The 13,205-nt window shown below is 53.0% G+C and carries 15 protein-coding genes; 1 reads left to right on the top strand and 14 read right to left on the bottom strand.

What is annotated here, in order from left to right; genetic code table 11:
* The 14 genes from KNO92_RS13820 to KNO92_RS15035 all read right to left on the bottom strand — a co-directional run.
* Positions 1 to 588: hypothetical protein (locus KNO92_RS13820; RefSeq protein WP_214761794.1), on the bottom strand; the 588-nt coding region annotated here is incomplete at its 3' end.
* Entirely contained in the window at positions 589 to 1,167 is a 579-nt protein-coding gene (locus KNO92_RS13815; RefSeq protein WP_214761792.1) for a hypothetical protein, read from the bottom strand.
* A 30-nt stretch (positions 1,168 to 1,197) separates the two neighbouring features.
* Complete coding sequence (locus tag KNO92_RS13810) at positions 1,198 to 2,304, bottom strand: lysozyme family protein (RefSeq protein ID WP_214761790.1); 1,107 nt, start codon at positions 2,302 to 2,304, stop codon at positions 1,198 to 1,200.
* Positions 2,304 to 4,256, bottom strand: coding sequence for a VirB4 family type IV secretion system protein (locus tag KNO92_RS13805; protein ID WP_214761788.1), 1,953 nt, complete (start codon positions 4,254 to 4,256; stop codon positions 2,304 to 2,306). The genes KNO92_RS13810 and KNO92_RS13805 overlap by 1 nt, the downstream gene beginning before the upstream one ends.
* A gap of 17 nt (positions 4,257 to 4,273) precedes the next feature.
* A complete protein-coding gene (locus KNO92_RS13800) occupies positions 4,274 to 4,894 on the bottom strand; it encodes a hypothetical protein (RefSeq protein WP_214761786.1) in 621 nt (206 codons plus the stop codon).
* A gap of 1 nt (position 4,895) precedes the next feature.
* Complete coding sequence (locus tag KNO92_RS13795) at positions 4,896 to 5,195, bottom strand: DUF5592 family protein (protein ID WP_214761784.1); 300 nt, start codon at positions 5,193 to 5,195, stop codon at positions 4,896 to 4,898.
* A gap of 6 nt (positions 5,196 to 5,201) precedes the next feature.
* Positions 5,202 to 7,166: a pLS20_p028 family conjugation system transmembrane protein gene (locus KNO92_RS13790; protein ID WP_214761782.1), complete on the bottom strand. Its 1,965-nt coding sequence runs from the start codon at positions 7,164 to 7,166 to the stop codon at positions 5,202 to 5,204.
* A gap of 20 nt (positions 7,167 to 7,186) precedes the next feature.
* On the bottom strand, positions 7,187 to 7,594 hold the full coding sequence (locus KNO92_RS13785; RefSeq protein WP_214761780.1) for a hypothetical protein: 408 nt from the start codon (positions 7,592 to 7,594) through the stop codon (positions 7,187 to 7,189).
* A 16-nt stretch (positions 7,595 to 7,610) separates the two neighbouring features.
* Positions 7,611 to 7,853 carry a hypothetical protein gene (locus tag KNO92_RS13780; RefSeq protein WP_214761779.1) on the bottom strand — a complete coding sequence of 81 codons (243 nt, stop codon included), beginning with the start codon at positions 7,851 to 7,853 and terminating at the stop codon, positions 7,611 to 7,613.
* A 16-nt stretch (positions 7,854 to 7,869) separates the two neighbouring features.
* Entirely contained in the window at positions 7,870 to 10,233 is a 2,364-nt protein-coding gene (locus tag KNO92_RS13775) for a VirD4-like conjugal transfer protein, CD1115 family (protein ID WP_214761777.1), read from the bottom strand.
* Between the two features lie 14 nt (positions 10,234 to 10,247).
* Positions 10,248 to 11,348: a hypothetical protein gene (locus tag KNO92_RS13770; protein WP_214761775.1), complete on the bottom strand. Its 1,101-nt coding sequence runs from the start codon at positions 11,346 to 11,348 to the stop codon at positions 10,248 to 10,250.
* 66 nt (positions 11,349 to 11,414) lie between these two features.
* The gene (locus tag KNO92_RS13765) at positions 11,415 to 11,639 is read right to left on the bottom strand and encodes a hypothetical protein (protein WP_012390467.1); all 225 of its coding nucleotides are present in this window, start codon (positions 11,637 to 11,639) and stop codon (positions 11,415 to 11,417) included.
* Positions 11,640 to 11,651: 12 nt separating this feature from the next.
* Positions 11,652 to 11,834, bottom strand: coding sequence for a hypothetical protein (locus tag KNO92_RS13760; RefSeq protein WP_021065836.1), 183 nt, complete (start codon positions 11,832 to 11,834; stop codon positions 11,652 to 11,654).
* A 298-nt stretch (positions 11,835 to 12,132) separates the two neighbouring features.
* Positions 12,133 to 12,627: a helix-turn-helix domain-containing protein gene (locus KNO92_RS15035; protein ID WP_214761773.1), complete on the bottom strand. Its 495-nt coding sequence runs from the start codon at positions 12,625 to 12,627 to the stop codon at positions 12,133 to 12,135.
* A 303-nt stretch (positions 12,628 to 12,930) separates the two neighbouring features.
* Between KNO92_RS15035 and KNO92_RS13750 the strand changes: the two genes are divergently transcribed.
* Positions 12,931 to 13,185 (top strand): helix-turn-helix domain-containing protein, encoded by a 255-nt coding sequence (locus KNO92_RS13750; protein ID WP_214761771.1) that lies wholly within the window; start codon positions 12,931 to 12,933, stop codon positions 13,183 to 13,185.
* Positions 13,186 to 13,205 lie beyond the last annotated feature (20 nt).

Genomic DNA, 13,205 nt, shown 5'->3' with positions numbered 1-13,205 from the left:
TAATTGTTGCTCTGTCTCCGCGAGCTCGTCCTCGACGAAGAGTCTTGTGAAGGTTGTCTCGTCAGATGAGGTGTAGTTCGCCTGTTTGATGGTCCGACGGTCGGCATAGAAGGATGTCAAAAGACTGTTCTCCCGTTCTTCGGGTGTGAGTGCGTCGATTGATTGTGACTCATCCAATCCGTAGATTCGGACGGCGAGTTGGTCGAAGTCGTTCGGCACGTCCTTCAATTCGAGCACGTATTGGTCGTTCCGTTCATACAGCAACGTGACTTCCTTCTCGACATCCGGACGTGCCTTATAGACATAGCGGAAGAGATGATCGTTTGTGTTACCTGGTGTCTCATCGAGCGAGAGTCGGACGCGCATCGTCTGCTTTTCCTTGTCATAACTCCATGCATGGAGCGTCACGGTCTCCCCGTTCGAGAGCCGAATTGCCTCGTTGATCGGTGTCTCATTGACCGGTGATTCTTCGGCGAAGAAGAACGACGAGGTACCGAAGAAGAGGAAGCCGATGACAAAGAATATCCCGATTCCGAGGTAGAACCGGGAGACGTTCTGGGTGAGACGTTTTCGAGTTTGTCGTCGCATCTAGATTCCTCCTTTCGGTGTCAGGTCTTCCATCACGGTGACGACCAAACGTCCGTCGATGGACTCGAACGTCAGGGTCAACAGTTCTTGCGTCGTCTCCTCATAACCCGTCTCGGTGATCAACAGGTCCTGTTCGAACCGTACGAGACATTCTTCTCCGGAGACAGAAGGGAACACCTCGATGTCGCGGACGGTCGTCTCGTACGTGCCGACGTCACTGCCGTCAGCGGCGAAGAGTATGGCCGCAAGTTCTTCCGACATGACGTCTTTCGCCTGTCGTTTCTGGGTCGTGTAACTGTCTTTCGTGATGGTGAATGCATACTCGACGAAGCGCGTTGCGCGTGTCGTCAGCTCCTCCATTCGTTCCGTCTCCGTCGAGGCGACGACTTGTTCGGTGTCCGCTGACGTATCCTCGGAGGTTGCCGATTCAAGGGAAGTGACGCTCTCATTTTTCATCTTACTAGGGTCTGAAGTACTCGTGACAGCCGTCACTTGTTGATAGAAAAAGGCGTTCGCCGCAAGTGAAATAAGAAGCAGTACCCCGAACAGATACGCGAGGTGACGTGCGGTGAAGTTCATCCTTTCTCCTCCTTTCCATACATCCATGACTCAAAATCCGAAGACCGGGGCGGGGTCGATATGACCGGACCATTCGCTCGTCTTGATCTCGAAATGCAGATGGTTCCCGCTCGATCGGCCGGTCGTGCCACAGTAACCGAGCGCCTGCCCGGCGTCGATTTGTTGTCCGGTCTGGACGCCGAGACGACTCAGGTGCGCGTACGCCGTGATGTAGTTGTCGTGCCGGACTTGGACGAGATTGCCGTACGGCCCGCGGTTACCGCTATAGATGACGGTTCCGCTCTTGACCGCGTGGATCGTGTCGGACGGGGTGCAACTGAAGTCGATACCGGTGTGGTTGTCCCGTTGTCCGAAGACGACGCGCCACCCGAAACGCGATGTCACGTTGAGTGGGATGGCGAGCGGGGAACGTAATCCCGACAGCAGTTCTTTCGTGATGACCCCGTCGGCGACGGCGACCGGCGCGAGGTATTTCAACACCGCGTCGACGTATTCGATGTCCCCATAACAGGCACCGTCCTGGACCGCGCTCGGACGATGACAGCGGTAGATGCCGGTGTGTTTCACGCGTTGGTACATCATTTGGGAGAACGAGATGGCGAGCTCTTTCGAGTAACGTCCGCCATTCTCTTGGACGTAATCGATGAAGCCGCCTCCGAAGTTGTAACTCTGTAACGTAAGCTGTACGTCGCGGTTCGCCCGTTCGAAGACGGACGCGAAATGTTCGACGCCGTAGACGATGCTCTCCTCGGGGGAGGTGATGCATCCGATGCGTCCACACTTCGATTCGCTCGCCTGCATCGGGTCGTTCCCGCGTCCGCCGCTCTCCTGCATCATGAGCGCGAGTACGAGGTTCGTCTGTTCGGCCAGTCCGTGCTTCGACAGTTCCGATTCGACCAAGCCCCGATATTGGAGCACCTGCTCGCTCACCTGGAGTCCACCGGCCGTGTCGAACGGGACGTCGGTCGGTTGTTCGTTCTGGACACCCGTGAGCGTGTCGAGGATTCCGACGACGAGGATGATCAGGAACAAGACGAGTGCCGAGATCCCGAGCAGGATGAGTCGCCACTTGAGCGTCGCGAGCTGCCATTTCGCCGTGACGGCGAAGCGGGTCGTCCGTTTCGCGGCCGCCCACATCAGGCACCTCCACCGAACAGGGCGAGTTCCTCTGGCGCGACGTCGACGTCAAAGATGAGGTTCTGTACGCCCGAGATGCTGAGGACGACGCGTCCCGTCTCGAGCGAGGGGATGATTCGCATCTCGGAATTCGAGAGTTGGCCATCAAACACTGTTTGGATGATCGGAATGCTCTCCGCGTCCTGTTCACCGATGATCTTGTATTGCGTCAATTGGAAGAGCGACTTGACGTTCTCCGCGTTCTCAGACTTCGATCCGGCCGGCACGAAGTCGGTGATCAAGTGCGATACGAAGAAGATGCCACCGAAGTACTTGCGCGCCTCGCGCATGCAGCGTTGCAGATACAGGATGGCCGGTTGGGCGATGTCGCGCGTGTTGATCAAGTGGTGTGCCTCGTCGATGACGATGAGGTACTTGCATGCCTCTTCGGTCCGGAGCACGCCCTGGTTGAAGGCCTTCAGTTGACTCGAGCCGTTGGCGATCATCCCGTCCCACAGCATGTTCATTAAAGAGAACACCTGCGCTTGGAACACCTCGTCCCTGAGGCTCGTCAGGTTTCTTAGTGGGAACGATACGATGAGTTCCTCATCGAACCGGTCGATCGAGGAGTGTCCGTCGAAGATGTTGCCGTAGTTATGGACGAGGTTCGTGACGGCGAGCTCGATGTTCTCGAGTCGTCGGACGCGGTTCGGACTGATCGCTTCCTTGATTGAGGTGCGTGTGTCGTCCATGTAGAGCTCACGCCGCACGAGTTTCAAGAAGTCGGAGAACGTCGGGTATCGGTTCGCCGGATGCGTCGTGATCGGCAGTTCGCCCTGTTCGTCCCAGAGCCCGTGCCGGACGTACAAATCGCGAAGCAAAATTTCGAACTCGTTCGTCTCTTCCTGTGTCGCCGCCGGGTTGATGTAGTGATAGAACACGGCCATCTTCGACAGATGCTGCATGAACGAGAGCGCCTCGTTGGCGCTGCCGTCGTTGTTCGTCACCGTCTTATAGACATGGAGCGGGTTGATGAGCCCGGCCGACCCGTCGAGCGCGATTTCTTTCCCGCCGAGCTGACGCACGAGGTCGGAGAACTCGCCCGTGACGTCGAGGATGCGGATCTTGTTGCCTTTGATTGCCTGATCGAGCACGGTCTTCTTGAGGAGCGTCGACTTCCCGGACCCCATCTTGCCGATCATGAGTGCGTTATAGAACTTGCGCTGTTTATCCTTATGGAACAGGTCGAAGATGACGCTACCGTTCGTGTCGGTCGTCCCGTAATACGTGCCGGTCGCGTCCTGGAGCGACGTGAAGTGGAACGGGTAGCCGCCGGCGATGGAAAGGGACGGGATTTCTTTCCCACGGCGCCGGTTCGGGAGCTTTTGTTGTTGATCATAGCTCGTAAACAGGCTCTGCCATTCCCATTCCTGTTCGTTCAGAAAGATTGTCGAGCGGAAGTTCCGAGCCTCGAGTTCTTCCATCACTTCCTGTACTTTCACCTCGAGCGTGTCGAGCGTCTTCGCCTTCACATAAAGGCGAAGATGTAGATATTTCATCGTCTCGCCCTGGGTGATCTGTTCGTAGAGCTCGTTCAGTTCCTTATATGTCTTGCGGGCGTCGATGCGGTCGATGTTGTCTTTTGCGTTCTCGAAGCGTGTGTTCTGTTCGGCCATCGACTTGTTGATGGTCTGGATGATCTCACGCTTGTCGACCGTCCCGATGTCAAGCGTCGTCAAAACGCCTGGCATGTTCAGGATCGGTTCGAGCCAGTAGTCATAGACGAGCGACTGATATTTATAGACATGGAGGCACGAGAGATAGCCGTCCCCGAGCCGGACGAAGTTGGCATCGAACTTAATGCCGCCCTGCGGTTGGATCTTGGCGATGATGTCGGGGTTATAGTCTTTCTCGATCTTGACGGTCTCCGGGTCCTGTTGTCTGGACAATTTGTCACGCAGACGCTGCCACATATGCGTCACTCCTTTCTTCAGGCGTCGAGTTGTGGTTTCGTGTTCGGGTTGTTCAGCTGGTAGAGCACATGGACCTTCTGGTCGAGCGTCAGCTCGCGCATCGGGTTCGAGCGGCGGAGCAGTTTATAGAGGTGCGTCTTGCGTTCGCGTAACGTCCGTTCGTCGTCTGCATAAAAAAAGAGGAGATAATCGCGATTGGTGCGATGCTCCTCGAGGTATTCAAGCTCCTGCTTCTTCTTGAGTAAGAAGGGCAGGTAGGCCGGTGTCTGATTTTGTCGAATCTGTCGCTCGATGCTGATCTTCTGCCGTTCGAGACTGAGCGGTGTGTTCAATGGCACGACCTTGAGCGGGTACGTGTACGCCTGGAGTAGGTATGCGAGTGAGAACACGTCATGGTCCTTTTCCTCCTCGTTCAAGGAGTAGATGTCCTTTGAGGTGAGCTGGATCATGTCGAGATAGGTCCCGTCGCGCATCTCGAACGACTCGGTCCCGGTGATGTCGACGACCGGCATCAGTTCGGCGACCGTCGGTTTGACGACGACCTTGTCTTTGACCTTCCGTTTCTCGACCACGTCCCGTTCGTCGAGCCAAGTGCCCGTGCGTCTCGGTTCTTGAAGTGACTCCTCGATAAACGCCATCTCAATCACGTCCTTTCGTCTGCGCGTCGAGTGCGAGATAGGTGTCTTTGCGTTTGATGAGCGCATAGTAGAGCGCGTGGATCATGCGCTTCTGCGGGTTCGTCGCCGGTCGCAGTACCATGAACAGCCCGAAGACGACGAGAAATACCGTGAACGGGATGTGCAGCACCGACGGGATGAACGGGAGCGTCACGAGCCGCAGCACGATGAGCCCGACGAGAAACAGGAAGTCGTGCAAATAGAGCATCTTGTTGATCTTAAGTTCGGTCGTGACCTCGTTCGGTATCCGGTAGTTGCGCATAGGTCATCACTCCTTTTTCTTCATGTTGTCAGGTCGCGGTGGCGAAGTCGGATAAATCCGTCGTGACTCTTCCTGGTGCTGGCTATGACGATGCGTCTGATTCTCACGCACCTGTTCGATGACCTCGGTCTCGACGTCGAGCACTGTGTCCTGATGGATGGTCCGTCGGGCGCGGCCTTGGCGTTTCTCTGTTGACGCATCATTCGAATCCGTCGTAGAGGACGAAGACGAGGATGAGTCGCCTGAAGGTGGTACCTCATGAGATGTCGGTGTCGTCACGTCATTTCTGTCTACTGATTCATCGTGACGATGGCCTGGTCCGGATGTAGTATCGGTGGACCCGGTGACCGATTCGAGAGTCGACGAAGCCGGGATTGGAGAATGACCAGAGCTTGAATGATCGTGAATCGATTCCGGTCTTGGTGTCTCCGATGACGTGGTTGGATGGTCGGGTCCACGTTCGGCATTTGATTCAGAGTTCGTCGCATGAATCGATTCGGGAGACTGGCGGCCCGCCGCTTCGTTCACGGATGGAGAGCCTTGCGCTTCAAGTTCTGACTCTTTACTATTGATTGGTTGCGCAACGTCCTTCGGATTTGTCGGTTTCTCTTTGTCGGTCTGCGTGCGACTTGCAGTTTGGTTCTCCTGAGCGACACCATCTGGATCGGTTTGTCTCTCGGTGTCCATCCGCTGTGAAGCTTGGTCCGCTACACTAAGTGTTGAACCGTTATGCGGCATGACATTTGAATCCATCCGTGTCGTCGCGGCCTCATGGAGTGAGGGCATCTTTGGTGCGCCCTGTGCGGCACGCGCGACCTTTGAGACCGCGTGGGCACCGACCGAGGTCACACCTTTCCCGACGGCATAGGCGCCGAGCGCGACACCCCATCCTCGTTTGAGCCCGGCATCAATCCCGAACAGCCGCTCGACCATGTTCGGTCCGTCGATCAATGCGACCGAGAAGGCGATGAGGGCGATCAGATAGGCGAAACCGTCCAACGTCTCTGCGAGATAGGCGGTCCCGATCGTGTACAGTTTAATCGAAACGAAGATCAGGATAATCACGAGGAACGTGTTCAAAATGCTTTGGATGACCTTCTTCGTCTTTTGACCACTGTGAAGATCGGCCGGTGCGACGAGAATCGCCAGGACATAGTTGAAGGCAAGCTCGAACGACAGACGCGCCAGTTTGTAGGCGATCGAGAACAACGTGAAGCCCAGTATCCCGAGTGTCACGAAGATGGTCAACCAGTTCGGCTGATAGCGGTAGTAATACTGGTTGTTCCACTCGACACCACTTTGGTCGAGTTTTGAGCTTCCCATCGTTTCACCATTCCAGGTTAGTTTGGACTGAGAGATTTGTTCGCCAGTACTTCCCAAGCGAAATTCATTACTATCGAATACCTCGTTGATATCAATATTTCGTAAATGACTTTGTGGTAAGGAGTTTAAAGCCGCACTTTCCAAACCAGAAAAATCGTTTCGGTCATATTCAATCAAATCATGAATGTTTTCTCGTAAAATCTGATTTGATATCGATTCACTGGAAGAGTTTTCGTCAGAGTTTTGAGCTGTGAAATCAATCGCGGTATCACTGAACTCACTTACTTGCGTCATCGTTGGAGATAATAGTCCGAGAATGAGCAACGTGATAAATAGATTGATTAAAAATCCTTCTCGATCAAATTTCTTTTGAAAAATGATGAGATAACCCGTGAATAGGAAGCTAGCAGCTAAAAGAACGTACAAAAAAGGTTGAATCGTAGAAACGAATTCAACCACTTGAGAGTTATTAAAAAATGTTTTAGTTAGTAGTATGCTGTCAGTCACTTTTTCAAGTCCATCAATCAATACTGCTAAGCCACGTATTAAAATCCAACCCATTGAGCGGAGGGCATCCAGTACCAGTGTACTGAGACTAAGGATATCAGTGAACTCTTGTAGCTTATTTACAACTTCGTTATCACCCATAGAATCCCTCCATTCAGAGGCTATTTAATGAAGTTAGTAACTTGATCCTTTAATTCATCTTCTGTAAGGGCAGATACATTTAATTCACGGCTGATTTCACCATCAGTTATCTCGTACAATCTGCCACCTTTAAGTTCAGGATGTTCTTGGGTAGAACGTTCTTCAAGATCTTCCCCATTAGGCTGAAACGGATTGAATAAGAGAACGTCTTTCTTTTTTTCCGTGGCGACTTCTCGTACAGTATCAACGTAAGCCCCTTCACTACCTTGACTATCGCTGTCTACAAGAACGTATGCAATTTCTTGCCCAGTTTTAATATCTGCAATTTCTTCAACAGAAGTTGTAGAAAGATAATTCGAACTTTCGGCACCACACGATGCTAAAAGTAACGAACTCCCGAGTAGGACACCAATCAAGATTTTCCTCATAACGTTTCCCCCTCCGTCAGACGATTTTCGCCTTCAATAGATCCGCGACTTTCAGGTTGACGCGGAAGTCGAACTTATCTATTAGTGTAACAGTTTTCGGGGTTTCTGAGGTGTCGTCCTGATAGACGGTCAGAAAGCCATCCGTCGTTTGGATATTGAGCACGTCGCCCCGTTCGAGGCGGACGCGTTGCGTCTCGATAATTCTCGCGACGACACGCAATTCGTTCTGGATTCGCTTCTCTCTCGCACTCTCGGCCATGGGTTCGGCCTCCTCTCTACGGTGTACCTTGCTTCAGTTTCTCGAGTCGCTTCGCGATCATCGTGCTCAAAAAGCTCTTTTGGCTGTCGGTGACGTCGTAAACTCCTAGGTTCAGGTTCGTCTCGAACTCGGGGAGGGACATCCCGCCGATGTCATGTCCTTCGAACATCGAACGAAGGATGCTGTCCTGAAGTACGTCACGTACCATCAAGGACGTGTCTTCCTGGTTCGATGGTGCGTTGCTATCCGTCTTGTCTTCCTTCTTCGCGAAACGGACACGGATTTGCTCGAAGTCGAGACCGGCGTGACGGCAGGGGATGTCGATATCATGCAGGGAGCGGTCCGTGTCAAAGTCGTCCGCCAGGTATTCGTAGCGGTACTTCATCGCCGTCTTGCCGCTCAGGAAGATTGGATACGACTGGATGCGTCGCTTCTTCATGTCCTGACGTTTGATGACACGGATGATGAGCATCTCGCCTTCTTTGAGTCCCATGACCTCGGTCGCCGTCATGAGCCGGCGACCGTCCACGTTCTCCGTTTTCGATTTCTTGAGCGAGAACGTCTGCCCGGACCGCGATTTCGTGACGATGGTCGCCTCACCGAGCTTCTTCGAAATCAGTTCGGCGGTCGACTCGTCCGCGGTCAATAGATAGTGCGTGTTCCCGCAGTTTCCGTCGATCGTCTTCCAGTCCTCTCCGTATAGGTTCTCGAGTTGGGAATAGGCCTGGATGACGAGATTGAAGCGCATGTTGCGCCCAAGACAGACGGTGATGATGTTGGCCATGCCCTCAATCGGCGGCATGTTGCCGAACTCATCGAGTAAGAAGACGACCTGACGCTCGCATTTGCCTTGTATAGTCTGCGAGGCGACCCGGGCGAGCGCCGTGTACACCTGTTTGATATAAAGGGATGCGATGACGTTGAATGTCGGGTCATAGTCCGGGACGATGAGGAACACCGCCACAGGTTGGAGTTGATGCATCATCTCACGGATTTGGATTGCACCGTCGATAGAGTAATCGAATTGCCCGGTTTCCTCGTCCTGCGCTTTCAACTGAATCATTGAAGTACCTGAGTCGGTCAAGATTTGAACGGTGTTTCCAGATTGAAGCGACGACGTATGATACACGATGAAGCTGCCATCGTCATCGGTCGTGAGCGCATGGGTTGTCCCATCTGGGAATTTGAACGTGATCCGTGTCAAAGGTTCAGTCCGTCCACTGATCCAGCGGTTGAATCCGATGCGTCGCATGTCGAGCGAGTTCATCGACGTCAGCTTCCCGGTCCCGTTCAATGTGAAGATCCCGAGTTTCGCATTGGTATTGGCTAAAATACTCGCCCGTGTCTGACCACCCGAGAAGTGGAGCGTCGCGAATTGAAGCCGGGCGGGATGGTTCTCCGAGAACCGTTGAAAGAACTCGTCGAGAGCGGAGATCTCCTGTCCTTGCCGCGTCACGATCATCCGTGATCCAAGGTCCGAGAGCATGAGGGCGACGTTGTACATGTTGATCTTCTCCGGCGTGTCCTTCGCCTCCTCACAGAGTCCGAGGATGAGCGCCGTACACAGGTCGATTGACGAGTTGGCCCAGAAAGGGTCCCGTGCCTTCGGGTCATGGTACAACATGAAGGCGACCGAGCGCGCATACTGTTGGGCGAGCGAATAGTTCTCCTCGAGGAATGCGTCAATCGTCAGTTGCAACAGGTTGTACGACATCGACTGGAGCGGGTTCATCAGGTTCAACACCTCGACCTGATAGCCGCGTTGCTCGAGCGTCTCCTTCGAGGCGGCGAAGAGCTCACCTTTCGGGTCGTTGATGATCAAACTCGCCTGGTCACGTGCCCGGCTGTACAGATCGATTGTCGAGAAGACGAACGTCTCGCCCTTCCCGGATCGGGTTGTGCCGATGACAAGGTTGTTGACGGGCGAATCATCGATGAACAGCTCGTTCTTGACCCGTCCGACAGGGACACCGCCTAATCCGTCATACCGTTTCTTCCGGTCGGGGACGCGGCGGTACTGTTGTTTCATTTCATCGAATGAGGTGAAGCGGGCGCTCCCTTTCTGATTCTTCCGCAGGTCCCGGAAGTTCAGCCATACCTTGCCGAACACGACCAGTCCGATGAGCAGACTGAACGCCATCAGTCCGATCAAGACGGTCGAAGAGGAAAGACTTACCTCCAAGAACAGGGAGGGGGAGAGCGTTGGAATCGTCGCTCCAGCCAACAGACCTTCTTGTAAGATTGGGGTCATGATTTGTCGAATGATGTTGTAGACCCCGTTCAGCAGATAAAAAATCCCGACAGGCAACACCAACAGGCAGAACAGGGCGGGGAAGATCAGACGTATCGAAAATAGTGGTGATAGAGACAGAGTTCTCAATTATTTCACCTACCTTAATCTGAATAAAGAATTGTTTGCAGTTTAACTTCTTCTGTAGTGATAGCGACTTGGATCTTCTCACGAGCCGAAGTGTCCTTGCTAGAGGTTTTCTTCAGTTTCTCGTTCAGTTTGTCGATTGCGGCCATGCTGTCTTGATAGTTGTCCACTTTTTCTTTTACGGCAGTGTCGTTCGTCTTAGACGCCCACCCCTTTGCGGACTCGATGTCGCCAAGAGAAAGATAGGTAGTCACTTTCGCGGAGACGCGAGGAGCGGTCCACTCCACGTCATCCATCTTGGCCACGGTCTCATGATCCCGTTCCAATGTAGCAAGATCGAACGTGCCCTCATCGGTCGGATGTGACGCTTGGAAGTCCTGGAGCCGTTCCAATTTCTCTTTATCGGATAGATTGAGCCCGGCCAACTTTGTTTCGATCAGGATGGGGTCATCCGTGAGTTCGAGCGCTTTCTGGTCTGCGCCTTCTGCCAGATAGAGATTGACCAGTAGAACATCCTCTTCGTCGGACCGATCTTTTCGTTCCAACAGTTGGATGAGCGAAGACTCTTCGCCTTGGAGCGCCTTTTCGTAGGCGTCTAACCACCTTTTTTCAATACCGGTCACCTGTTCGGCGTGCGCCTCCTTGTCAATGAACCATTGGGTGGCAGTGAACAGGGAGGTGAATAGAATCCCGGCCGTGGCCGCCCCGTAGATGAGGCGGCGCTGCAGTCGGGTCAGTCGTGACTGATAGATCGATGACACAATCGGATTCGATTTGACGGGCTGACGTTTATAGTCGTCCGGTGTCTCGGACTCGATCTCGTCGAGGAGCCACATCTTCTTCGCATTGTCCTCTTTCTTCGTCCGGATCCGTTGTACCCGGTCTTGCACTTGATGATATAGGTTCGGATACGTTCCTTCGGTTCCGAACGTGAACGTCCCCCGATATAGCAGTTCGTCTTTCTGGTCGAAGAGCCGGAAGTCACCGGAACAGCTCGTCCCTTCGCTACTGAGCGCATGATGCAGGTCATGTGTTGCGACGACGGCATCGGTGAAGGTGAGCCGTTCATAGTTCTGGATCCGTGTGTCGGGCACGTCGGTGAATCGTACAAACAGCATCTCGTTCCTCCTCTCGTTTCAAGTAACAAAAAAAGCCTTCCGATTGGAACGCTGCATAAATGTGCATTAGAATTTGATGTTTTGGTCGACCATCTCGGCGAGCGTGAACGCGCCCATGACGATAATCAAGCCGACGGCGCCACCGACGAGCCAACCGACGGCCTTCGAGCGTCCGCGATCCCCGCCAAATATGAAGTAAAAGCCCCCGATCGCAAATGCGATGGCCGCAGCGATGACGGCGAGTCCCTGGAAGAACTGAAGCAAACTGAGCCCTGTCTCATTGAGTCCCATGTCGTTCCCTCCTTAGTCCTGGTGCGCCGGCGACTTGAAGCTGAGCTTCGCCTCGAGCGCCTCCAAAATGAGTTCCTGATTGTCCTGGATAACTTGTTGATGTTGTTCGTCGAGCCACTCCTCGTAGTCCTTCCCACGGATGCGTAAGAGTTTTTCGGCGAAGCTACGGTTCTGTTTCTGTTCCTTTGATGCCACAGTACACACTTCCTTCCCTTGATCTCGTGATGTGCAGCAGCACATCATTAAGGACAGTCGGATTCGGTGCGGTGGGTTTCTAGCCGTTCCCCCACAAACTCTGCTCCTCATGAATCTAAGGAGCTGTACAGGGTTTTTCGATGACCCGGAACGATGTAGTGACCTTGTGGCGAGTTTTAGGCGACTCTCGCCGAACCATCTGTGCGTAGATCCCGCTCACCCGGTCACTGGTGAGGGACACGCCGATATGTGATTGGAGGAGACCATCCTTAAGGATGTGCTGCTGCGTCGATGCAGGTTACTGTAAGATCTTTTTCCGCTTCTTGACGTGGATGAGCTCGTCATCCGGGTTCTTGCGCTTGGCGAGCACGTGGGCGTCACAGACGACCGTCCGGATCCGGTAATAGAGTTGCGTCAACTGTATCGTCTCGCCGCTCGCCTTCTCGATGCCGATGAAGCCGTGCAGCTCATACGTCTTCCCGTCGAACGTGCGGACTGAGTCGGCCTGCGGTAGCTCCTTCAGGTCAAACCGACGTCGCTCGAGCTTGGAGACAGAATGTTTTGCCCCGTAGCCGTTTCCGAAGTCGATGGCGTCCCACGGAACCGTCGCGAGCGTGTGTCCGAATGCGCGAGCCAGATGATCGATGTCGGCAATCGATGGCATCGAACGATTCTGTTCGTATTGACTGATGGCGGGCTGCGAAATCTCTCCTAATGTCTTCTCAGACAGTTCAACCTGTGACCAGCCCGAGAGCCGGCGGTTCTCCTTCAACCACTCCCCGAATCGATACATAAGTCTTCCCCTTTCTGTAAACCAGAGCGGCGACCAAACAGATGTTTCCTTTTGTTGGTTCCAATATAACAGGGTTTAGTCTAAAAAACATCAGTTTTCTGATATGTCAAAAATTTTACAATTGCCGATTCTTGTCGAATCCGCTCTATATAAGGGACAAAGAGCAACAGTAACTCAATATTTTTAGTTTTGTAGCACAACTGTAAAAAATAACGCTTTAAATATAGAAAATAATGATAAATATTCCGACTTCAAGAGATTGCGGTAGGGTAGAGGAATAGAAGGTTTGATAAAGAATAAATGATGAAGAGAGTAATTGGATCGTGGGGTGAGCAAGTGGAGTTGAACGAGGCAATCATCGAGCGGATGAAAGAGCTCGCAGCGGAGCGGAATATGACTATCCATCAAGTCATCCAAAAGGGTGGATTGAATCAGGCGACGATTTCAGAGTTGATGAATGGACGAACAAAACATCCGAAGATAAGTACAATTCAAAAGTTTTGTGATGGGCTAAGTATCTCGATTAGTGATTTTTTCAAATGTTCTTACTTCGAGTAAACGTGATAAAGACAAACAAA

This window comes from Exiguobacterium sp. s129, assembly GCF_018617585.1.
In the GTDB taxonomy this organism is placed as follows: Bacteria; Bacillota; Bacilli; order Exiguobacteriales; family Exiguobacteriaceae; genus Exiguobacterium; species Exiguobacterium aestuarii_A.
The sequence above is the reverse complement of the archived record's forward strand: the minus strand, read 5'-3'. Positions and strand labels throughout refer to the sequence as shown.

Coding starts and splice junctions, on each gene's coding strand:
- KNO92_RS13750 (WP_214761771.1), top strand. CDS start 12,931: ATGAAGAGAGTAATTGGATCGTGGGGTGAGCAAGTGGAGTTGAACGAG.
- KNO92_RS13810 (WP_214761790.1), bottom strand. CDS start 2,304: ATGTGGGCGGCCGCGAAACGGACGACCCGCTTCGCCGTCACGGCGAAA.
- KNO92_RS13800 (WP_214761786.1), bottom strand. CDS start 4,894: ATGGCGTTTATCGAGGAGTCACTTCAAGAACCGAGACGCACGGGCACT.
- KNO92_RS13770 (WP_214761775.1), bottom strand. CDS start 11,348: ATGCTGTTTGTACGATTCACCGACGTGCCCGACACACGGATCCAGAAC.
- KNO92_RS13780 (WP_214761779.1), bottom strand. CDS start 7,853: ATGGCCGAGAGTGCGAGAGAGAAGCGAATCCAGAACGAATTGCGTGTC.
- KNO92_RS13765 (WP_012390467.1), bottom strand. CDS start 11,639: ATGGGACTCAATGAGACAGGGCTCAGTTTGCTTCAGTTCTTCCAGGGA.
- KNO92_RS13795 (WP_214761784.1), bottom strand. CDS start 5,195: ATGCGCAACTACCGGATACCGAACGAGGTCACGACCGAACTTAAGATC.
- KNO92_RS13805 (WP_214761788.1), bottom strand. CDS start 4,256: ATGTGGCAGCGTCTGCGTGACAAATTGTCCAGACAACAGGACCCGGAG.
- KNO92_RS15035 (WP_214761773.1), bottom strand. CDS start 12,627: ATGTATCGATTCGGGGAGTGGTTGAAGGAGAACCGCCGGCTCTCGGGC.
- KNO92_RS13790 (WP_214761782.1), bottom strand. CDS start 7,166: ATGGGTGATAACGAAGTTGTAAATAAGCTACAAGAGTTCACTGATATC.
- KNO92_RS13785 (WP_214761780.1), bottom strand. CDS start 7,594: ATGAGGAAAATCTTGATTGGTGTCCTACTCGGGAGTTCGTTACTTTTA.
- KNO92_RS13815 (WP_214761792.1), bottom strand. CDS start 1,167: ATGAACTTCACCGCACGTCACCTCGCGTATCTGTTCGGGGTACTGCTT.